Annotated in this window: 22 protein-coding genes, 1 pseudogene and 1 riboswitch; of the genes and pseudogenes, 10 read left to right on the forward strand and 13 right to left on the reverse strand. The window is 65.6% G+C overall.

The genetic code is table 11. The annotated features are described in order from the left end of the window. Nucleotides 1-266 precede the first annotated feature (266 nt). Nucleotides 267-629, reverse strand: a pseudogene (locus tag ASG77_RS03705) (DUF1990 family protein); the annotation flags it as partial. A 123-nt stretch (nt 630-752) separates the two neighbouring features. Here ASG77_RS03705 and ASG77_RS03710 point away from each other — a divergent pair. Both ASG77_RS03710 and ASG77_RS03720 read left to right on the forward strand, forming a co-directional pair. Further along, complete coding sequence (locus ASG77_RS03710; RefSeq protein WP_056341162.1) at nt 753-1,331, forward strand: DinB family protein; 579 nt, start codon at nt 753-755, stop codon at nt 1,329-1,331. A gap of 1,263 nt (nt 1,332-2,594) precedes the next feature. After that, nucleotides 2,595-3,278, forward strand: coding sequence for a DUF4166 domain-containing protein (locus ASG77_RS03720; RefSeq protein WP_056341166.1), 684 nt, complete (start codon nt 2,595-2,597; stop codon nt 3,276-3,278). Between the two features lie 179 nt (nt 3,279-3,457). Here ASG77_RS03720 and ASG77_RS03725 read toward each other — a convergent pair whose 3' ends face one another. Then, nucleotides 3,458-3,940: a GNAT family N-acetyltransferase gene (locus ASG77_RS03725; protein ID WP_442854230.1), complete on the reverse strand. Its 483-nt coding sequence runs from the start codon at nt 3,938-3,940 to the stop codon at nt 3,458-3,460. On the opposite strand from ASG77_RS03725, the gene ASG77_RS22105 reads away from it, so the two are divergent. Next, entirely contained in the window at nt 3,915-4,196 is a 282-nt protein-coding gene (locus ASG77_RS22105; RefSeq protein ID WP_162254908.1) for a VOC family protein, read from the forward strand. The two genes, ASG77_RS03725 and ASG77_RS22105, sit on opposite strands and share 26 nt — an antisense overlap. A 25-nt stretch (nt 4,197-4,221) precedes the next feature. Here ASG77_RS22105 and clpB read toward each other — a convergent pair whose 3' ends face one another. The 7 genes from clpB to ASG77_RS03760 form a co-directional block, all read right to left on the reverse strand. After that, a complete protein-coding gene (gene clpB / locus ASG77_RS03735) occupies nt 4,222-6,879 on the reverse strand; it encodes an ATP-dependent chaperone ClpB (RefSeq protein WP_056341173.1) in 2,658 nt (885 codons plus the stop codon). Nucleotides 6,880-7,143: 264 nt separating this feature from the next. Continuing rightward, entirely contained in the window at nt 7,144-7,320 is a 177-nt protein-coding gene (locus ASG77_RS21675) for a hypothetical protein (protein WP_235564271.1), read from the reverse strand. A gap of 99 nt (nt 7,321-7,419) precedes the next feature. Beyond that, nucleotides 7,420-8,085 (reverse strand): hypothetical protein, encoded by a 666-nt coding sequence (locus tag ASG77_RS03740; protein WP_156380165.1) that lies wholly within the window; start codon nt 8,083-8,085, stop codon nt 7,420-7,422. Between the two features lie 68 nt (nt 8,086-8,153). Continuing rightward, nucleotides 8,154-9,215, reverse strand: a complete 1,062-nt coding sequence (locus ASG77_RS03745; protein ID WP_056341178.1) for a sulfate/molybdate ABC transporter ATP-binding protein — start codon at nt 9,213-9,215, stop codon at nt 8,154-8,156. Continuing rightward, nucleotides 9,212-10,075 carry an ABC transporter permease gene (locus ASG77_RS03750; RefSeq protein WP_056341180.1) on the reverse strand — a complete coding sequence of 288 codons (864 nt, stop codon included), beginning with the start codon at nt 10,073-10,075 and terminating at the stop codon, nt 9,212-9,214. Before ASG77_RS03750 ends, ASG77_RS03745 begins: the two co-directional genes overlap by 4 nt. 53 nt (nt 10,076-10,128) lie before the next feature. Next, a complete protein-coding gene (modA, locus tag ASG77_RS03755) occupies nt 10,129-10,911 on the reverse strand; it encodes a molybdate ABC transporter substrate-binding protein (protein WP_082575838.1) in 783 nt (260 codons plus the stop codon). 44 nt (nt 10,912-10,955) lie between these two features. Continuing rightward, nucleotides 10,956-11,366 carry a TOBE domain-containing protein gene (locus tag ASG77_RS03760; protein WP_056341185.1) on the reverse strand — a complete coding sequence of 137 codons (411 nt, stop codon included), beginning with the start codon at nt 11,364-11,366 and terminating at the stop codon, nt 10,956-10,958. Nucleotides 11,367-11,546: 180 nt separating this feature from the next. On the opposite strand from ASG77_RS03760, the gene ASG77_RS03765 reads away from it, so the two are divergent. From ASG77_RS03765 to ASG77_RS03775, 3 genes are read left to right on the forward strand one after another with little or no spacing between them, the layout of a single operon-like run. Beyond that, a complete protein-coding gene (locus ASG77_RS03765; protein ID WP_056341187.1) occupies nt 11,547-12,881 on the forward strand; it encodes an FAD-binding oxidoreductase in 1,335 nt (444 codons plus the stop codon). 37 nt (nt 12,882-12,918) lie between these two features. Continuing rightward, complete coding sequence (locus tag ASG77_RS03770; protein WP_056341190.1) at nt 12,919-13,788, forward strand: DUF4031 domain-containing protein; 870 nt, start codon at nt 12,919-12,921, stop codon at nt 13,786-13,788. A 60-nt stretch (nt 13,789-13,848) separates the two neighbouring features. Further along, nucleotides 13,849-14,283: a VOC family protein gene (locus tag ASG77_RS03775; protein ID WP_056341193.1), complete on the forward strand. Its 435-nt coding sequence runs from the start codon at nt 13,849-13,851 to the stop codon at nt 14,281-14,283. On the opposite strand, the gene ASG77_RS03780 is transcribed toward ASG77_RS03775, so the two are convergent. The 3 genes from ASG77_RS03780 to ASG77_RS03790 form a co-directional block, all read right to left on the reverse strand. Then, nucleotides 14,280-14,681, reverse strand: coding sequence for a YccF domain-containing protein (locus ASG77_RS03780; protein WP_056341194.1), 402 nt, complete (start codon nt 14,679-14,681; stop codon nt 14,280-14,282). The two genes, ASG77_RS03775 and ASG77_RS03780, sit on opposite strands and share 4 nt — an antisense overlap. Nucleotides 14,682-14,784: 103 nt before the next feature. Further along, entirely contained in the window at nt 14,785-15,384 is a 600-nt protein-coding gene (locus tag ASG77_RS03785) for a phosphoribosylanthranilate isomerase (RefSeq protein WP_056341196.1), read from the reverse strand. A gap of 90 nt (nt 15,385-15,474) precedes the next feature. Continuing rightward, nucleotides 15,475-15,861, reverse strand: a complete 387-nt coding sequence (locus ASG77_RS03790; protein WP_056341199.1) for a hypothetical protein — start codon at nt 15,859-15,861, stop codon at nt 15,475-15,477. Between the two features lie 53 nt (nt 15,862-15,914). On the opposite strand from ASG77_RS03790, the gene ASG77_RS03795 reads away from it, so the two are divergent. The 4 genes from ASG77_RS03795 (at nt 15,915) to ASG77_RS03810 (ending at nt 18,057) form a co-directional block, all read left to right on the forward strand. Continuing rightward, nucleotides 15,915-16,565, forward strand: coding sequence for a HutD/Ves family protein (locus ASG77_RS03795; protein WP_056341201.1), 651 nt, complete (start codon nt 15,915-15,917; stop codon nt 16,563-16,565). A gap of 84 nt (nt 16,566-16,649) precedes the next feature. Further along, on the forward strand, nt 16,650-17,180 hold the full coding sequence (locus ASG77_RS03800; RefSeq protein ID WP_056341203.1) for a ferritin: 531 nt from the start codon (nt 16,650-16,652) through the stop codon (nt 17,178-17,180). A gap of 74 nt (nt 17,181-17,254) precedes the next feature. Further along, nucleotides 17,255-17,320, forward strand: a riboswitch (guanidine-III (ykkC-III) riboswitch). Nucleotides 17,321-17,329: 9 nt separating this feature from the next. Further along, a complete protein-coding gene (locus ASG77_RS03805) occupies nt 17,330-17,653 on the forward strand; it encodes a DMT family transporter (protein ID WP_056341205.1) in 324 nt (107 codons plus the stop codon). After that, complete coding sequence (locus ASG77_RS03810; protein WP_056341206.1) at nt 17,653-18,057, forward strand: DMT family transporter; 405 nt, start codon at nt 17,653-17,655, stop codon at nt 18,055-18,057. Before ASG77_RS03805 ends, ASG77_RS03810 begins: the two co-directional genes overlap by 1 nt. Here the strand turns inward: ASG77_RS03810 and ASG77_RS03815 are convergent. Further along, complete coding sequence (locus ASG77_RS03815) at nt 18,038-18,757, reverse strand: sulfite exporter TauE/SafE family protein (RefSeq protein WP_056341209.1); 720 nt, start codon at nt 18,755-18,757, stop codon at nt 18,038-18,040. The genes ASG77_RS03810 and ASG77_RS03815 overlap by 20 nt on opposite strands. Nucleotides 18,758-18,763 lie beyond the last annotated feature (6 nt).

The following is an 18,763-nucleotide window of genomic DNA, read 5'->3' on the forward strand; positions in this document are numbered from 1 at the left end:
CTCCTCAACGGGCATGATGCGGAGTCCCATCTGCCACGCCACTTCGTCAAAGGACAGCCGGACCATACCTTCGGCCGCCAAGCGACGTGCAACAGCGGATTTGCCGGAGCCCCGCCGGCCCGCACATGAAGATAACTCGACTCATACTCACGATCGTTCGCAGGGCAATCTCGCACCGACGGGGATCTTGACCCCGGTACTGTTTTGTTTCCTGCGGATGAGGCGCCGACGGTAACCGTCACCCTTCAGTGCGATAGTTCGCTAATTCATCGGAGAGCCCGCAAGTACCGCCTCCGCACGATTCGCTGCGCCACCAGGAGGAGCGGGTAAAGCACCCGCCACGGTTGCCGTACGGCCGCCCGGGTCAGGGAGCGGATGGTGAGGTGCACGTCGTCGCCAAGGCGGTGGACGATGAAGGCTTCTTCGCCGTCCACAGGGTGCCCTGGCAGCGTCCGGTACGAGAACCCGCTTCGGCCAGGCTTCCCCACAACCGCCACCACTTCGACCGGCTCTAAAATAGTGAGGCAGAACGTGCGCGCTGTAACGACCACACGGTCGCCTGGCGACACCGGACCCGTGGCGTCCGCGTCAAACCCGCTCGCGGTTTTTACCTTCCAACGGAGCACGTCTGTTGCGGCGCGCTACCAAACCCTGTCGCCGCTTGCAGTTCCGTTCGGACGTTGAAAGCCTACGTCAGGTGGCCACCATGTTGTTTGCGGCAATAAGCGTCGCCCTAGGGCAGAGTGAGGGATATGGATCAAAAGGCTGACTTACTTGGGTACCTTCGCATTCGAAGGGCAGATCTTCTCGCGAAACTCGACGGCGTCAGCGAGTACGACATTCGCCGTCCGATGACGCCCACAGCTACCAACCTCCTGGGGCTGGTCAAGCACGTCGGTGGAGTGCAATTGGGATACTTCAGCGACGTGTTCGGCAGACCGCACGGCCGGGAAGTGCCCTGGTTGTCCGAAGCTGGGGAGGTTGACGATGATATGTGGGCAACGGCCGACGAGAGCCGGGCAGACATCATTGACTTCTACCATTTCTCCGCCCGACAAAGCGACGCGACGATAGAGTCACTCAGCCTCGACTCTGCAGGTGAAGTACCTTGGTGGACGCCCGAGCGCCGACGCGTGACCCTCCATCAGATCCTGGTTCACGTGTGCGTCGAGACAGCCCGGCATGCAGGGCATGCCGACATTTTGCGCGAGCTGATAGACGGCACAGCGGGCAACGGACCGCAAGATCCGAACGTACCAAGCCGCACATCTGACGAATGGGCAGCCTATCGGTCCCGGATCGAGGCCGCTGCACGCCAAGCCGGACGATAGAGTCAGCGCCTACGAATTTCGGACAGGTGATCAGTTGGGAACCATGGACTCGAAGTATGTGCGCTACCAGGCAGGCATCGCCAATGGCCGTGGACGCTACCCGGGCATCTTTAATCTCGCCAACGGTTTAGCAAACTGCGGCAGACTCAGCACCCAGGACTGGGCTTCCTGGCGGCGCTCAAATGACCATTACGATTCCGCATATTTGAACCCGTCGACGGTGGATAGATCGATTTACGACCCCGCAGTCAACCCAACAGCGGAGGCTTGGTTCAAGTGCACAGCTGTGCGTTTGCTCGTCCGCGTTGAGTTCTACACGGACCTCCTAAGCCGGTATGAAGTTGGGTGGCAGGTGCTCCATTCAAACGATCCAGGACGGCTGTTGTATGAAGACGACGTCCAGATAATTGTCGCGCCCCATGACCGGGAGTGACCTCAAGTTGCACCTTATGATGCTGGAATGGGGGAAAACTTTGGCGGGAATGAGCCTGCGAAACACAAGCCGATCTACGTTGAGACCAGCATCCGTGCCCCTATGGAACGCGTATGGACTCTTAGCCAGGACCCCGCACTGCACGCCCGGTGGGATCTGTGATTCTCCCGAATAGTCCCCACCGGAGGAGATGATCAGGGACTTCTGCATTTTCGTTACGAGTCCCGCCTTCCTCTACACATCATCCGGGGGAACGGAACATCGCTGGGGCATAAGCATCGATCCGATGGGCAGGCCACATCGGTGCTGAAATTCGATTCTGCCGACCCCTTGTCTCCGATTGGGTCTGGTTCGGGTTATTGGCGGTATGTGCCGACAGAGGACGGTCTTCGGTTTATCACGGGGTACAACTATCAGCCGGGGATGGGCGCTCTCGGCAAAGTCCTGGACTCGCACGTGTTCCGGCCCGCTCTGGGTTGGGCAACAGCAATAAGCTTCGACCGCCTGAGACTGTGGGCGGAGGCAGATCTGGATCCCAGAGGCGCCCGCAACCGGTGGTTTGTCGACGCCGCAGCGCGAGCAGGCGGCATTCTGGCAGCCGGCGCCCTGCTCCGCAGCGCCCTCGCCAGTCGAACCGCTGGCCTGGCAGCCCTGGGAGTGACGGTGGCTCTGACCACCTGGATGTTCCCGTCCCATTGGACTGTGCCGAGGGCAGGGCGCTGCCTTCGGAGTGCTCCGGACGCGCGCTCGGGCCGTGCCCCCTCTGCCCTGGCCGGGTTGGCTGCACCCACAGGTGATTTCCGCTCTCAGACTGAAAGAGGCGAATAGCCGTGGCTTCGATCTTTGAGGTGGCATTGGGGCAAGACTTCCAAAGGCTGCACCCCATGCTGCAGAAGCGCTTCGGCGTTGACACCGAAGCGGGCTACGGATGCGTCGGGCACGGGGTCTTCTCCGAAGTCCGCCGGGGTGCGTGGTGGACGGTACTGTTTCTGCGACTGGGTGCCTACCGCAATATTCTCTTCCCGGACCAGGGCAATGACATCCCGTTCACGATCGAGAACTATCCCTACATTGACAGGTTTGGCCGCCCTACCGTCACGTTCGTCAGGACCTTGGAACTGCCCTCGTCCAAGAGACGCCGCTTCGACGCCACTATGGTGCACAGCGAACGAAGTGGTGGGATTGTCGACTACCTCGGCACCCACCAGCATCTGGCCACCGACCTCGAGCTGGAGGTCTTGGCCGATGGATCGCTGCACCTGCAATCGGGGGCGCAGCGGTTCTACGAAGGCTTCGCAGGATTCACGTTTCCGGCCTTCTGCACAGGTACTGCTGACCTGTACGAGAGCTTCGATGACATTCGCGGGGTGTTTACGATTCAGATGCAGGTGCGGAACCCCGTCGTCGGATTTCTCTTCGGATACCGGGGAGAGTTCACGTGCACGTATCCGACCCTTTCCGGCAGAGCGATCCCGGCGCACCTCAAACCGCTAAGGGAGGAATGCCGCGAATAGCAGCCTGCTGCCCGCGAAAATTGTTGAGCGGCGATAACCGTCGGAGACGAGGATGTTGTCGTGAATTCTTGTCCAGCCGGATGCTTCTAGCTCTCTGGTGTTATATCCGTCGGAAACAAGAATGAACGATTCCTGGCTGCTTGCCGTTTGCACGTTGCTACTTCCCCGCAGCCCAGCGTTCATGCGGGACCCCTGCCGGACGCCAGCTGAACTCCGAGAACCATCCGTGTCGCGATGGTGCCGCCATGATCGTTCTCGATGTAGCTCATGCCAATTTTCTCCGCCACCCGACGAGAAGCCACATTTTCTGGATGGATAATGGCGACGAGCTGCTTAACAGCGAGCTCGTCGCGTGCGAATTCCAAGCAGGCCGCGGCCGCTTCGGTCGCATATCCCCGGCCCCACGCCTCCGCGCGGATGTGAAATCCGACCTCCAACTCGCTGCGACCATTGACCTGCTGCCAGGTAAGTCCGCAGTCACCCAGAAACTCGCCATCGAGAGTTTCCACAATCCAAAGGCCGTAACCATGCGTGGCGTAGTTCGCTTCATTCCAGGCGATCCACTGCGCGGCTTCTTCCCGCGTCTTGGGCGCAGGGTAATAAGCCATGACAGCAGGATCACCCAGAAGCGCAGTCATGTTGTCCAGGTCTGCTGACGCCATCGGCCGGAACCGAAGCCGGGACGTCTTTCCGGGAATCACTTACGAAGCCTACAGGCGCCCCAGCACGCTCGCCCTGGTGCTCACCGCAGAGCGACTACGAGCTGCCGGATATGCCCCGTCGGACATCACGGACGAAACGTTCGGCCGTTTCTTCACGGTCAATGACCCCGACGGATACCGCATCCAAGTCAACGAAATGGATGCGGACCACCAAAACCTCAGCTATGAAATACGGGAATCTGCTGCCCTGAAATAGGGTTCGCCCGAGCCTTGCAGAACCGCTATTCCTTCCGGCGCACCACCAGCCCCGTGCCGGCGGGAGCACCGCCGTCGGGCGCTGCCAGCGCCTCGAGTCCTTCGATGGTGAGTTCGTCGACGTCGGCCGCGGTGTCCACAAGCACCGTGTCGCCGTCCGCGATCCCACCGGACAGGATAGCCTTGGCCAGGCGGTCGCCGATCTCCTTCTGCACGAGTCGGCGCAGCGGCCGGGCACCGTACGCGGAATCGAAGCCGGACATGGCCAGCCAGGCGCGGGCACCCTCGCTCACCTCAAGGGTGAGCCGGCGCTCATGCAGCCGCCTGCCCAGCTCAGCCACCTGCAGTTCAACGATCTTGGCCAGTTCGTCCACGGACAGGGCGTCGAACAGCACCACTTCGTCCAGCCTGTTCAGGAACTCCGGCTTGAAGGAGGCATTCACCGTGGCCATAACAGCGCTCCGCTTGGCCTGCGCGTCGAGCGACTGGTCCACCAGGAACTGGCTGCCCAGGTTGGACGTGAGAACCAGGATGGCGTTGCGGAAGTCCACGGTGCGGCCCTGCCCATCGGTGAGGCGGCCGTCGTCGAGCACCTGCAGGAGGATGTCAAAGACCTCCGGGTGGGCTTTCTCCACCTCGTCCAGCAGGATCACCGAGTACGGCCGACGGCGGACGGCCTCCGTCAGTTGGCCGCCCTCCTCATAACCGACGTACCCCGGAGGGGCACCTACCAACCGAGCCACCGAGTGCTTCTCGCCGTATTCGGACATGTCGATCCGCACCATGGCGCGTTCGTCGTCGAACAGGAAGTCCGCCAAGGCCTTAGCAAGCTCCGTTTTGCCCACGCCGGTGGGGCCCAGGAACAGGAACGAACCGGTGGGCCGGTTGGGGTCGCTGATGCCGGCCCGCGCACGACGGACGGCGTCGGCAACCGCCGTGACAGCCTTCGCCTGGCCGATGAGCCGCTTGCCGAGCTCTTCTTCCATGTGCAGCAGCTTCTGGCTTTCGCCCTGCAGCATGCGCCCGGCCGGGATCCCGGTCCAGGCGGAGATGACTTCTGCGATGTCGTCCGCGGTGACCTGTTCGGCCACCATCTGGCCCGACTTGTCCGTGTTCGCTTCCTCAGCGGCCGCTGCGGCGTTGAGTTCGCGTTCCAAGGCCGGGATCTCGCCGTACATGATGCGCGAGGCTGTTTCCAGATCGCCTTCCCGTTCGGCCTTTTCCTGCTGGGAGCGAAGTTCGTCCAGCTTCGCCTTCAGGTCACCCACCCGGTTCAACCCGGCCTTCTCGGCAGCCCAGCGGGCGTTCAATGCGTCCAGCTCTTCAGTCTTGTCGGCTTTGTCCGCTTGGATCGCGGCGAGGCGTTCCACGGACGCGGGATCCTTCTCAGCGGCAAGAGCCAGCTCCTCCATGGTGAGCCGGCCCACGGCCCTCTGCAGCTGGTCGATCTCCTCCGGCGCGGAGTCGATCTCCATCCGCAGCCGCGAAGCTGCCTCATCCACCAGGTCAATGGCCTTGTCCGGCAGCTGGCGGCCGGAAATGTAGCGGTTGGACAGGGTTGCGGCGGCCACCAGCGCGGAGTCGGCGATGGTGACCTTGTGGTGCGCCTCGTAGCGCTCCTTGAGTCCGCGGAGAATACCGATGGTGTCCTCCACACTGGGCTCGCCCACATACACCTGCTGGAACCTGCGCTCCAGCGCGGGGTCCTTCTCGATGTTCTCGCGGTACTCATCCAAGGTGGTGGCACCGATCAGCCGCAGCTCACCGCGGGCCAACATGGGCTTAAGCATGTTGCCGGCATCCATCGAGGACTCCCCCGTGGCACCGGCACCCACCACCGTGTGGATCTCGTCAATAAACGTGACGATCTGGCCGTCCGAGTTCTTGATCTCCTCCAGCACGGCCTTGAGGCGCTCTTCGAACTCGCCACGGTACTTCGCACCGGCCACCATGGATGCGAGGTCCAGGGCGATCAGCGTCTTGCCCCGCAAGCTTTCCGGGACATCGCGGGCCACGATCCGCTGGGCGAGCCCTTCGACGACGGCTGTCTTGCCCACCCCCGGTTCGCCGATGATGACGGGGTTGTTCTTGGTGCGGCGGCTCAGCACCTGGATGATGCGCCGAATCTCGGTATCGCGCCCGATCACAGGGTCCAGCTTGCCCGCACGCGCCATTGCGGTGAGGTCAGTGCCAAACCTCTCCAGCGACTGGAACGTGTTTTCCGGGTCCGGCGTGGTGACCTTGCGGTCGCCGCGGACACCCGGCAGGGCGGCGAGCAGCGCTTCATGGGAGGCACCGGCGTCGCGCATTAACCGCCCGACGGCGTCACTCCCGGCGGAAAGCCCCAGCAGCAGGACCTCGGTGGAGACATAGGTATCGCCGAGCCTGTCGGCCTCGTTTTTGGCGTTCTGGATGGCCTGCAGCGCGGGCCGGGACAGCTGGGCCTGCTGCGTGGAGCCGCCCGACGTTGCCGGCAGCGCCTTGATGGCGCCGCTCGCCTGCACGCTGACAGCATCCGGGTCTGCGCCCGTAGCCCGGAGAAGCGCGACGGCGACGCCCTCCCTCTGATCCATCAGCGCCTTGAGCAGGTGGGCGGGTTCCACCTGGGGATTCCCCGCCGTCGAGGCGTTCATGGCTGCTGCCGAAAGAGCCTCCTGGCTCTTGGTTGTGAATTTGACGTCCAAAGAGAGCTCCTTCCGGGATACGCATTTTTCGTTAAGTTGAGTCTACTACGCTCAACTTTGAGGATGTGCCCTCTACGCCCCATGTTTGCCGACGGCGAACTGCCTGTCCAGAGCCGTCCGCTGCCGAGCGGAAATCCGCTCCCGGCACCCCTGCCGCCACGGCCGGCAAGGCCCTGACCGAAGCGAGTCCCGAAGCGGCCGAGGCCGGCATGAAAACATGCCGGGCAGGCGGCTCCCCCAATGAGCCACCCGCCCGGTGGTCTGTTAGGCCAGCCGGATCAGGAGCAGGACATCGCCAGCGCTGGACGGATAGCGGGCGGCCACCGTTTTCACCGTTCCGCCGGTTTCCAGGTACGTGATGCCCAGGCGGACGGACTTCAGCGATGTTGAGTTGCAGTGCTTGGCCGTGATGACCCGGCTTGCGGAGATCGGACCGGCCATCGGTGCGGGCGATCCACAGGCGACATTACTGCCAGATGTGAAGCATGTCACGTTAAATGACAAAATCAGTCAACTACATTTTCGCGCGGGCCAAGCGGATCACGGATAGCCGGCAGCCGGTTTGGTTTCGATGTAGTTGATGACCAGGAACTCCCCCGCCGGGACGAGCTCCACATACCAGCGGGTCGGTTTGTCCAGGTCCTCCCAGCTGCCCTGCCCGGCAGTCACGGGGCGGTAGACGGCGTCGAACTTCAGGAACGTGCCGGCGTCTGTGGCGCTCGAATCGATCTCCTGCAGCAGCTCAAACGTGCCCCGCCCGCCCGTACCTGCCTCGGCAATGCGGACCGCCGCCAGGTTCTGCTGGTTCATCACCTTCACCGCCGCGAAGTATTCCTGCCACGCGACGTCACCGTGGGTGGTGAACAGGGTGCTCGAATAGGCCTCCGCGTTTTTCGCCGCGAGGTCCGGGACGCAGTTTTCCGGGACGGCCTTGCCCGGGCTCCACGCCGTGACCAGCTCGGAGCCAGCGTTGAGCCAGCCGCTGTAGGCGTTCAGGACGCTGCCGATGGTTTCGCGCGGCGAGCCCTTGGGGATCCGGACCGGCGACACGTCGTCCCGGCCCACAAACGGGCACTCCGGCGGCAGCACGGACACGGGCGTTGCCGGGGCGATGTCCGGCAGCGGCGTCGGCGACGGGAACAGGCTGCACCCGGACATGCCCGCCAGGAGCGCAAGGACGGCAGCCGCCGTCGTAATTCTTCTCATGGTTCTCCCCCAATACCGCCGCCGCGTCCGGGCGACGCCGACCAGCCTACCCGCGGATCCCCGCCCCTTCAGCTGGGGTAGATGGCGACCGCGCCAGCCTTGATCACGAAGTACACCTGCATGCCCGGCGCCAAACCGAGATCAACAGATGCCGCCGGGGTGATGTCCGCGCTCAACTGCCCGCCCACCCCGGCGCGGACGCGGATCCCGTCCCCGTGCGGTTCCAGGTCGGTGATGGTCACGGCGAAGGAGTTCCGCGGGCTGCCGTGCGCCTCGGTGAGGAATACGGAAACGGCCGACGGCGGGAAGACAGCCACGCCCGGCTGTCCGGTGGGGAGCGGGGCGGCTGCGTCGTGGTGTCCAAAGAGGTTGAGGGCGCCGGCCTGCAGACCGTGTTCGGTGATATGGCCGGCCACAAAGTTGAGCCCGGCGAGCCCGGCCGCGAAACGGCTGCGCGGGCGCTGGAGGACGTCGCGGGTTGGACCTTCCTCGCTGATCCGCCCGTTTTCGAAGATGACCACACGGTCGGCCAGCATCAGGGCATCGAGGACGTCGTGCGTGATGATGATGGCGCGCCGGCCGGCCAGCACGCGCTTGAGCAGGCGCCGGAGCAGCGGCGCGGCATGGATGTCCAGCGCGGCCATCGGTTCGTCCAGGAGGAGCAGTCCGGGGTCGGCGGCGAGCGCCCGCGCCACGGCAACGCGCTGCGCCTGGCCGCCGGAGAGCTCGGCCGGGCGGCGGGACTGTAGCTCGGTTGCCTCGACTTCACCGAGCCATTTCAGGGCGGACTCCCGGGCAGCCTGCTTTGACACGCCTGCACTCCGGGGACCGAAGGCCACGTTCTCCAGCACGCTCAGGTGCGGGAACAGCAGCGGTTCCTGAGCCAGGAGCGCGGTGCCGCGCCGGTGCGGAGCCGTCCATTCGCCGCGGCCTTCGGTGAGGTCAAACAGGGTTCTGCCGTCCAGTTCGGCCGTGCCCGAGTCCGGCTGCAGCAGGCCAGCGATAACGTTCAGCAGGGTGGATTTGCCCGCGCCGTTGGCTCCCATAACGGCCACCGTTTCGGCAGGGCCCAGCGCGAGGGAGACGTCGAACCCTCGGCCTGCCACGGCGGCCTGAACCGAGAACGTCACCGGGCCGCACCGCCCGGGGCGCGCGCCGGCGTCGTACGTTCCCCGTTGCCAGACGGGGCCCGTTCAGCGGCGCGGGGACTGCGGTACGCGAGTGCCACCACAGCCACGGCCACCGCCACGAGGACAAGGGAAAGCGCGACGGCGGCATCGGCGTCCGTTTCCCGCTGCAGGTAGATTTCCAGCGGCAAAGTCCGCGTCACCCCCTGCAGGCTGCCCGCGAACGTGAGGGTGGCGCCGAATTCGCCCAGGCTGCGGGCGAAGGACAGCACGGCGCCGGACGCGAGCCCCGGCAGCACGAGCGGAAGCGTGACCCTGCGGAGCACCGTGGTGGGCCCGGCGCCAAGCGTCGCCGCCACCGCCTCGTACCGGTTCCCGGCGGTCCGCAAGGCGCCCTCGAGGCTGACCACCAGGAACGGAAGGGCCACAAACGTCTGGGCCAGGACTACCGCCGTCGTCGAAAAAGCTATCTGCAGGCCTGCCACCTCCAGGGTCCGGCCCAGGAGCCCCTGCCGCCCGAAGGTGTACAGCAGGGCGATGCCGCCCACCACCGGCGGAAGGACCAGCGGGAGCAGGACCAGCGAGCGGAGGAAGCGCTGGCCGGGGAAGCTGCCGCGGGCCAGGACCAGGGCGAGCGGCACACCCAGGACGATGCACAGGACGGTGCTGGCCGCGGATGTGCGCAGGCTCAGGCCAAGGGCCTGCAGCGACGCTTCCGATGTGACCAGCGGGATGAACTGGGTCCAGTTGACCTTGGCCACCATGGCCGCCAGCGGCAGCACCACGAACAGTCCACCGGCAGCCGCAAGGACGTAAATCCAGCGTGGGACGCCGCCGTACCCGCCGTTCCTGGTCTGTCTCATGATCTCCTTGTGTGCGGGTTACTTACGGGGCGGGTGGCTACGGGGCGTGGTGCCTACGGGGCCCCGAAGCCGGCCTCGCTCAGGGTTTTCTTCCCGTCGGCGCCGGTCACCATGGCGATGAAGGCTTCCGCCAGTTCCTTGTTCCGGCTCGAGCCTACTGTGGCGATGGGATAGGTGTTGACCGCCCTGCCGGATTCGTCGAACGGGATTCCCCTGACCTTGCCTCCTGCGCCTTTGACGTCTGTGACGTAGACCAGGCCGGCGTCGGCCTCGCCCGAGGTGACCTTGCCCAGGACGTCCGTCACGGATGATTCCTCACTGACCGGCGCGAGGGTCACGCCCGCGGCCTTTTCCACGGTGTCCGCGGCCGCCCCGCACGGAACCTGGCTGGCACAGACAACCACCTTGACACCGGCTTTGGCCAGCTCGGCGAAGGACGCGATCGACGCCGGATTGGACGGCGGGACGGCGATCTCCAGGACGTTGGTGGCGAAGTCCTTCGCGGTCCCGTCCAGGAGCTTGGCATCGGCCAGCTTGGTCATGTTCTTGGTGTCGGCGGAGGCAAAGACGTCCGCCGGCGCTCCCTGCGTGATCTGGGTGACCAGGTCCGAGGACCCGGCAAAGCTCAGTACGATCCTGGTTCCAGGGTTCTTCGCCTCGAAGTCACTCGCCAGCTGGGTGAACGTCGCCTTGAGCGACGCGGCTGCGAACACCGTGATCGTCCCGGACACCTGACCGGTGGCGCCCGGCGACTGCGACGCGGGGGACTCCGAGCCTGCGGACTGCGAGGCCGAAGGCGTCGTGGAAGCCGGTGCGCACGCGGCCAGGCCCAGCATAAGGACGGCCGTGATGACGACGGTTCTGGCGTGTGTGCGGGTGCTCAAATGATGCTCTTTCCGTGCGGGGTTTCGATGATGACCGTGGTTGCTTTGACCACCGCTGTGGCCACGGAGCCGAGTTCCAGGCCCAGGTCGCGGACGGCTTCACTGCTCATCAGTGACACCACCCGGAACGGCCCGCACTGAAGTTCCACCTGGGCCATGACCTTGTCCGCAGTGATGCCTGTGACCAGGCCAACGAACCTGTTGCGCGCCGAACTCCCTGAACGGTGCGGGTCCTCGGGAAGCTGGGCGAGCTTCTGGGCGTGCCGGGCCAGTTCCAGGCCGTCGACTGCCAGCCTGCCGGCGTCGTCTTTCACGGGGGTGAGGCTGCCGTTCTCAGTCCAGCGCCGGACGGTGTCATCACTGACGCCGAGGAACCGGGCGGCTTCGGATACGCGAATAGTGGGCATTTTATGATCCTAGTCCGCATTTGCGGGTTTTCTTAGTAGTTTTCTCCGCGGATCAGAAGAGGACGTGAACGCTGGTTTCGCCTCCGCGTGAGGCTTCGATCAACTGCCTATGGAAGGTGGTGGGCCGAAGTCCTACGCTATGTGGAAGGGGAGGGGCCGCAGTCGCTGAGGAGCGTTGTAATGAAGTGGATCAGGCCCGACAGCCCCGACTATGACCCCGCCCGGAAGGTCTTCAACGCCATGATTGACCGGCGTCCGGCGGTGATTGCCCAGTGTTCAAACGATGCCGACGTAGCCGAAGCCCTGCGCTACGGACGGCAGAATTCCCTCGCCATTGCCGTCCGCGCCGGCGGCCACTCGGTGGCCGGAATGTCCATGAACAACGACGGCCTGGTGATCGATGTGCGGCCCATGAAATCGATCGACGTGGACCCCGAATCCGGCATCGTCACCGCGGGGGCCGGCGTGACGTGGGGCGAGTTCGACCGCGCCACCCAGGAGCATGCCCTGGCGGTCACGGGCGGGCGGGCCTCCACCACCGGAGTCGCCGGATTCACCCTGGGCGGCGGATCCGGGTGGCTGGAGCGGTCCTTCGGGTTCGCGTGCGACAGTCTCGTCTCGGTGGACCTGGTGACGGCCGACGGCGAGCGCGTCACCGCGAGCGCCCGGGAAAACCCGGAACTCTTCTGGGCTCTCCACGGCGGCGGCGGCAATTTCGGCGTAGCCACGTCCTTCACGTTCCAGGCGCACCGGCTCGGTCCGGTGGTCCACGCGGGGATGTGGCTGTGGCCCGGGGAGGCGGCCACCGACATCTCCCGGGCGTTCCGGGACCTGGCTCTGGCCGCCCCTGATGGAGTGGGCCTGGGGCTGCTGTACTTCACGGCGCCGCCGGAGCCGTTTGTTCCGGAGCACCTGGTGGGGAAGATGGCCACTCTCATCGCGTACCTCTACGCGGGTGAACCCGAGGAGGGCTCCGAACATGCCAGGCCGTTCCGCGAGCTCGGGCCGGCCGTTGACCTGGTGGGCGACACTCCCTATGCAGAGTTCAACGGCTCCCTGGATGACCCGCCGGACCACTACAACTACTGGAGCGCGGACTATCACGACGAACTTCCCGACGCCGCCCTGGACCTGTTTGTGGAGTCGGCCCGGAACCTGCCCGATGCCACGTCCCAGCAGCTCATCGCCCGGTGGGGTGGCGCCGTCGGCGGGAACGCGGGGGCGGCCACGCCCTTGAACAACCGGAACGCGGCCTGGGTGAGCCACCCGTACGGCATCTCGCCAACACCCGAGGAAGGCCAGCTGGCCAAGGCCTGGGTGAAAGACTTCCGCGGCAAGATCGCCCCGTATGCCACGGGCGGGGTGTGGCTCAATTTCATCGGCAACGAAGGACAGGAGCGCATCAAGGCCGCGTTCGGCAACGGGAACTACGCCCGGCTGGCCAGGGTCAAGCGGGACTTCGACCCGCGGAACGTCTTCCAGGGCAACCAGAACATCCTGCCGGCAGGCTCCTGACCCGCCCCGCGAAGAGCCGCCGCACTAGACTTCCCCCATGGCGATTTACCTGGATCCGCCGCTGTGGCCCGCCCACGGCACGCACTTCTCGCACCTCATCTCGGACACGTCGCTCGCGGAACTGCACGCCTTCGCCGCAGCGGCCGGCATCCCGGACCGGGCGTTCGACGGCGACCATTACGACGTCGCCGAGCGCCGGTTCGACGACCTCGTCGCCGCGGGCGCCATTCCGGTGGAAGGCCGGATCCTGGTGCGCAAGCTCATCGCCAGCGGGCTGCGCATCCCGGCCCGACAGCGCAACAAGTCACTCAAGATCCCGTTGCTGAACCGCTGGGAAACCATCATGCCCGGACACGACGCCCTCTTCCTGGACCTGCTGGACCGCTGGAGCGAGGAGCACCGCCGGTATCACGGCTGCACTCACCTGCTGGCAGTCTTGGAGGCTTTGGACCTGCTCGCCGACCCTGCCGATCCGCCGCGGACCGTGCTGCTCGCAGCCTGGTTCCACGATGCCGTGTACCGCGGGATCGCCGGCCAGGACGAGGAGGAATCGGCCCGGCTCGCCGAAGACCGCCTCGCGGACGCGGGGCTTCCGGCCGCCGAAGTCGAGGAGGTGGCACGCCTGGTGCGTCTGACCTCGGACCACCGCCCGGAACCAGGGGACGACGACGGCGCCCTCCTCTGCGACGCGGACCTGTCAGTCCTCGGCGGCGAACCTGAGCCGTACGCCCGGTATGTGGCCGCCGTCCGGGAAGATTACGCGCACATCGGCGACGCCGACTTCGCGGCCGGCCGCGCCGCCGTCGTCCGTCATCTGCTGGAACTGGACCCCCTCTTCCACAGCGACCGCGCAAGGGAACTGTGGCTCGAGGCCGCCCGCCGGAACCTGCGGGGCGAGCTGGCCTGACTCTTCCCCGCAACCGCCGGAAGCCTTTACGGGCGCCCCGGCCGGTGCAAGACTGCTCGGATGAACCTGCGCATCCAATCTGTCAGCGTCGACTCCACCGACCCCAAAGTGCCCGCCGATTTCTGGGAGAAGGCCCTGGGCTGGCGCCGCACCTACGAGGTGGAGGACGAAATCGTGCTGGAGCCGCCCGCAGGCAGCCCGGCCGACGGCGTCAGCCCGGACCTGCTGTTCGTGAAGGTGCCGGAGCAGAAGGAGATCAAGAACAGGCTGCACCTGGACCTGCGTCCGGATGACCAGGCCGAGGAGGTGCAGCGGCTGGAAGCCCTTGGCGCGTCGCGCATTTCTATCGGGCAGGGGCCGGAGGTGACCTGGGTGGTCATGGCCGACCCGGACGGGAACGAGTTCTGTGTGCTGCGGGCGCTCCGGTCAGAGGAGCTCGAAGCCCAGGGACTCGTCCCCGGGTTAAGCGAAGCCGCGGGGAATGCCGCCGGCTAACGGTATGCGGTAACGAACGGGCTGTTGGTGGGAACGATCTGCTTGCCCAGCGGCATCAGGCTGACCGGGATGAGCTTGAGGTTGGCGATGGCCAGCGGGATGCCGATGATGGTGACCGCCATGGCAAAAGCTGTGACCACGTGGCCGATCGCGATCCAGATGCCCGCCACTACCAGCCAGATGACATTCCCCAGCAGCGGGAACACGCCCGTTCCGCCCGGCTTGTCCACCACCATCCGCCCGAACGGCCAGAGAGTGTACGCCGCAATGCGGAACGACGCGATGCCCCACGGAATAGTGATGATCAACAGGCAGCAGATGATGCCCGCCAGGAAATAGCCGAGGGCAAGCCAGAGTCCGCCGAATACCAGCCAGATGATGTTGAGCAGTGTCTTCATCTGTCCATTGTGCCCCGCGGCGTCTGACAAAAACGTAGGGGTCTGCCCTGATTGGCCCCTGATCTTCGGCCCTGGAACTTGGACCCTAAACCTGGACCGGGCCTCAGCCCTTGGCGGCCTTCACGAAGGCCCGGATCTTGTCCAGGTCCTTCACGCCCCGGGAAACCTCGACGCCGGAGGAGACATCCACGCCCCAGGCGCCTGAGGCTGCAGTGGCGTGGGCTACGGTGTCCGGATCCAGCCCGCCGGCAAGCAGCCATTTGCGGTCCTGGAGCGCCGTCACGTCCACCATGGAGGCGTAGTCCCAGGCCTCTCCGGACCCTGGCACGGCGGCATCAATCAACAGGAGTTCTTCCCCCCAGTTAGCGAACGCGTCTGCAGTGGCGGCCATAGTGACCGCCCTGATCAGCTTCATGCCGGCGTGGTGCACTGTTGTGACGTCTTCCGGTGTCAGGTCCGCGTGGAGTTGGATCCATTCGAGTCCGGCGGAACGGGCGATGGCAATGGCATCGGCGACAGGTTCATGCCGGAAAACGCCGACGGCAACCACGCCTTCCGGCACATCGGCCAGAAGAGTGGAGACCTGCGACGGCGAGACCACCCGAGGGCTCGCGGTGAGGACAAACCCGACGGCGTCCGCCCCGGCCTCCACGGCTGCACGGATTGATTCGGGCGTACTGAGACCACAGACTTTGACGAACATTTTCCGGCTCCTTCAGGCTGTCTTCGCATAGTCCCCCCGGAGGAGACTAACAGGCAAGTACCCGCGGCGCCGATGTTGGCCTGTTCCATTTCAGACGCCGGACAGCACACGCTCCACCATGGCGCGGCCCGTCGGCACGGTCCATCCATGCCCGGGTCTTTGCTGTGAGGGCTTTTGCTTAGGTGGACGAGACCCCGGCAGGAACTCCGTCACCAGGATCCCGGCCTCCGCTGAGGCATGCCGTAACGCCGGAACCCGGCCGCGAAGCCCGTCGAACCGGCCGGCATGGGCGGCGATCTCGCGGCGAATATGGTGGCTTGTGGTGCTCGCCTTGACGATGAACCCTTCGCCCGACGGCGTTACAACGTGGAGGACGTTCGTGTCCTGCAGGGGCCACGAGTAGTCCTGCACCACGCTGACTTCCCCGAGCCAGGATGTCAGCAGGCGGCTCTGCCCGTCGGTGATCCCCTGGCGCATTTGCCCAGCATGCCACGCGTGGCGGGGACGCCCAAACAAACTAGGCTGGTCCGATGGAGATCATCCGCTTCGCAGAACTCAGGTCCGAACCGTGGCGCAACGGCGGCGGGGTGACCCGTGAGCTTGCCAGCCACCCGAAAGCCGCCTCGGCGCAGGACGGCGCCTGGGACTGGCGGGTCAGCATCGCCGACGTCAGCAAGGCCGGGGATTTCTCGGCGTTCCCGGGCATGGAACGCGTACTGACGGTGATCGACGGCGAACTGCTCCTTCTCACCGTGGACGGCGCCGAGCACCCGCTGGAAAAGTACCGGCCGTTCAGGTTCTCCGGCGAAGCTGCCGCGCACGGCGCCCTGCCCACCGGGGACATCCGCGACCTGAATGTCATCACCCGGACGGGGTCCTTCAAGGGCTTCACGTCCATCATCGAGCTTTCCAAGAAGCGCGCGCACCCGGTTTTTGAGGGCCAGCTTGCTGTGCTGCTGCAGGGCCAGGCCACCGTCAGCGCGGGCAACCTCAGCGTCAGCGCGGACGCCGCGGGAGCCGCTGCCGCCGCAGAAGCCGACGCCGAGGAAGCTGCCCCCAGCCCCACGGAACCCGAGGCACTCAACAGGTATGACGCCGTCGTCGGCTCCGATACCGGGACCCCCGAAATCCTGGGCCGCGGCTTCCTGGCCGTGGTGTCAATCGACCGCGTGACTGCCTGATCAAGCGCTGCAGGCTAGCCTCCCCTTCGTTATCTGAGCCTTTCCACACTGGTCAGTGGCACGCGGCGCTCCTAGACTCTGGCTATGACTTCCACACCCTTTAATGCGCTCCTGTCCACCCAGATCGGCAACGAATTCGCGGCCTCGCAGCAGTACATTGCTGTGGCCACCTGGTTCGCCAACCAGGACCTCCCGCAGCTGGCCCGCTACTTCTACCGGCAGTCGGTGGAGGAGCGGAACCACGCCATGATGATGGTGCAGTACATGCTGGACCGCGACATTGAATTCACCATCCCGGGCGTCCCCACCGTGCGCAACGACTTCTCCTCCGTGACCGAGCCGCTGGCCCTGGCGCTGGATCAGGAGAAGGAAGTGACGGCCTCGATCGAGGCACTGTTCCGCGCCGCCCGTTCCGAGGACGACGCCCTGGGCGAGCAGTTTATGCTCTGGTTCCTCAAGGAGCAGGTGGAGGAGGTCGCCGCCATGACCACCCTCTTTAACATCGCCGAGCGCGCGGACAACCTGTTCGACATCGAGAACTTCATCGCCCGCGAAACCGTGGGCAACGGCGGCCGCGACTCCTCCGCTCCGGAAACCGCCGGCGGCGCGCTCTAAAGGTCCTTGCCCCGCCCGGCGGTGAGGTTGGCCACCAACCCGGCCACCCGCCGTCTGGCGTTGCTATGCTGGAAACAAGGCTCCGCACAGGACCCTCCGGACGACGGTTCAGTACCCGGCACGCGACAAGACTGGCCAAAGGATCTGTCATGTCGTGGTTAATTCTCATTCTTTCCGGGGCGCTGGAGGCCGTCTGGGCCGCAGCTCTGCACCGGACATTCCAGGCCTCCGGCCGGCGCCGGCTCGCGCCCGCCCTCCTCTTCCTGGTCTCCGTCCTCGCCAGCATGGCCGGCCTCGCCATCGCCATGCAGTCCATCCCGACCGGCACCGCCTACGCCGTGTGGGTGGGCGTGGGCGTGGTGCTGACGTCCGCCTACGCGATCATCACCAGGGCGGAACGTCCGACGACGGCGCGCCTGCTGCTGCTCACCGGCATCGCCGCGTGCGTGGCTGGCCTGAAGGTGGTGGCGTAATGAATAAGCGTTCCGCTGCGTGGCTGATGCTGCTGGCCTCCGCCGTGCTGGAAGCCGTCTGGGCCACCGCCCTGGGCCAGTCCGACGGCTTCACCCGCCCCCTGCCCACTCTTGTTTTCGGCGTGACGGCCACCCTGAGCATGATCGGCCTCGGCCTGGCCATTCGCAGCATCCCGCTCGGCACCGCCTACGCCGTCTGGGTGGGGATCGGGGCTGCCCTTACGGTGGGCTGGGCGATGGCCGCCGGCGTCGAACCCTTCAGTGTCCTGAAGGTGCTGTTCATCGGGGGGATAGTGGCCTGCGCGGCAGGGCTGAAGGCGCTGCCGGCTGGGAAGAAAACTGAGCCAGCCACCGATGACACGCCGGCGTCGGGAACCGTGGCAATCAGGCCAGAGCGCCTTTGATCAGCAGGCTCACCCCGGCAACCAGACACAGGCTGAGAGCCGCGGGACGGATGGTGGCGGCGGAAATCCGCTTCACCACCGGCCGCGATGCCAGCGCCCCGAGGGCAACGCCCGGCAGCAGCCAGCTGGTGAGCAGCAGCTCCTCCGTGCCGAAGGAACCGGCGCCCGCCAGGGCGAGCAGCGAGACCAACGACGACACCAGAAAAAACAGGGAGAGGTTGGCGCGGTAGCGGGCCGCGTCCTCGCTCCGGTAAACCACCACAAGCGGCGGCCCTGAGGTGGAGGCAACCGTACCCAGCACTCCGCCGAGCAGGCCGGCCGCGAACAGGGAAAAGCGGTTTTGCGGGATGCGGAATCCCTTGAGTCCGGTGAGAACGCTGGCCACCACGAGCCCGCCGACGATCATTCCGGTCCATTTGCCGTTCAGCAGGGGCAATACACATAGTCCGGCAACGGCACCGGGCAGGCACCCGGCAATGGCCACCTTGAGATCCACGTGCCTTAGGCCCCTCCGGTTCTGCCAGCTCACGAACATCATGACCACCACCGAAACGAGAAGCAGTGGGCCGGGCACCAGCTGCGGGCTGATCATCAGCAGCAGCGGCGAGGAGACGATGCCGAATCCGGACCCGGTGCCGGCCTGGGCCACCACGGCGACGGCAACTATGAGAGCCGCGATGGTGAGTTCCGTGGTGGTCATGATGTC

The sequence above is a fragment of the Arthrobacter sp. Soil762 genome, assembly GCF_001428335.1.
GTDB lineage: Bacteria > Actinomycetota > Actinomycetes > Actinomycetales > Micrococcaceae > Arthrobacter.

Coding starts and splice junctions, on each gene's coding strand:
- ASG77_RS03800 (WP_056341203.1), top strand. CDS start 16,650: ATGACTTCCACACCCTTTAATGCGCTCCTGTCCACCCAGATCGGCAAC.
- ASG77_RS03750 (WP_056341180.1), bottom strand. CDS start 10,075: ATGAGACAGACCAGGAACGGCGGGTACGGCGGCGTCCCACGCTGGATT.
- ASG77_RS03780 (WP_056341194.1), bottom strand. CDS start 14,681: ATGAAGACACTGCTCAACATCATCTGGCTGGTATTCGGCGGACTCTGG.
- modA (WP_082575838.1), bottom strand. CDS start 10,911: ATGCTGGGCCTGGCCGCGTGCGCACCGGCTTCCACGACGCCTTCGGCC.
- ASG77_RS03740 (WP_156380165.1), bottom strand. CDS start 8,085: ATGAGAAGAATTACGACGGCGGCTGCCGTCCTTGCGCTCCTGGCGGGC.
- ASG77_RS03765 (WP_056341187.1), top strand. CDS start 11,547: ATGAAGTGGATCAGGCCCGACAGCCCCGACTATGACCCCGCCCGGAAG.
- ASG77_RS03760 (WP_056341185.1), bottom strand. CDS start 11,366: ATGCCCACTATTCGCGTATCCGAAGCCGCCCGGTTCCTCGGCGTCAGT.
- ASG77_RS03770 (WP_056341190.1), top strand. CDS start 12,919: ATGGCGATTTACCTGGATCCGCCGCTGTGGCCCGCCCACGGCACGCAC.
- ASG77_RS03795 (WP_056341201.1), top strand. CDS start 15,915: ATGGAGATCATCCGCTTCGCAGAACTCAGGTCCGAACCGTGGCGCAAC.
- ASG77_RS22105 (WP_162254908.1), top strand. CDS start 3,915: ATGTTGTCCAGGTCTGCTGACGCCATCGGCCGGAACCGAAGCCGGGAC.
- ASG77_RS03790 (WP_056341199.1), bottom strand. CDS start 15,861: ATGCGCCAGGGGATCACCGACGGGCAGAGCCGCCTGCTGACATCCTGG.
- ASG77_RS03725 (WP_442854230.1), bottom strand. CDS start 3,940: ATGGCGTCAGCAGACCTGGACAACATGACTGCGCTTCTGGGTGATCCT.
- ASG77_RS03785 (WP_056341196.1), bottom strand. CDS start 15,384: ATGTTCGTCAAAGTCTGTGGTCTCAGTACGCCCGAATCAATCCGTGCA.
- ASG77_RS03805 (WP_056341205.1), top strand. CDS start 17,330: ATGTCGTGGTTAATTCTCATTCTTTCCGGGGCGCTGGAGGCCGTCTGG.
- ASG77_RS03815 (WP_056341209.1), bottom strand. CDS start 18,757: ATGACCACCACGGAACTCACCATCGCGGCTCTCATAGTTGCCGTCGCC.
- ASG77_RS03775 (WP_056341193.1), top strand. CDS start 13,849: ATGAACCTGCGCATCCAATCTGTCAGCGTCGACTCCACCGACCCCAAA.
- ASG77_RS21675 (WP_235564271.1), bottom strand. CDS start 7,320: ATGGCCGGTCCGATCTCCGCAAGCCGGGTCATCACGGCCAAGCACTGC.
- ASG77_RS03710 (WP_056341162.1), top strand. CDS start 753: ATGGATCAAAAGGCTGACTTACTTGGGTACCTTCGCATTCGAAGGGCA.
- ASG77_RS03810 (WP_056341206.1), top strand. CDS start 17,653: ATGAATAAGCGTTCCGCTGCGTGGCTGATGCTGCTGGCCTCCGCCGTG.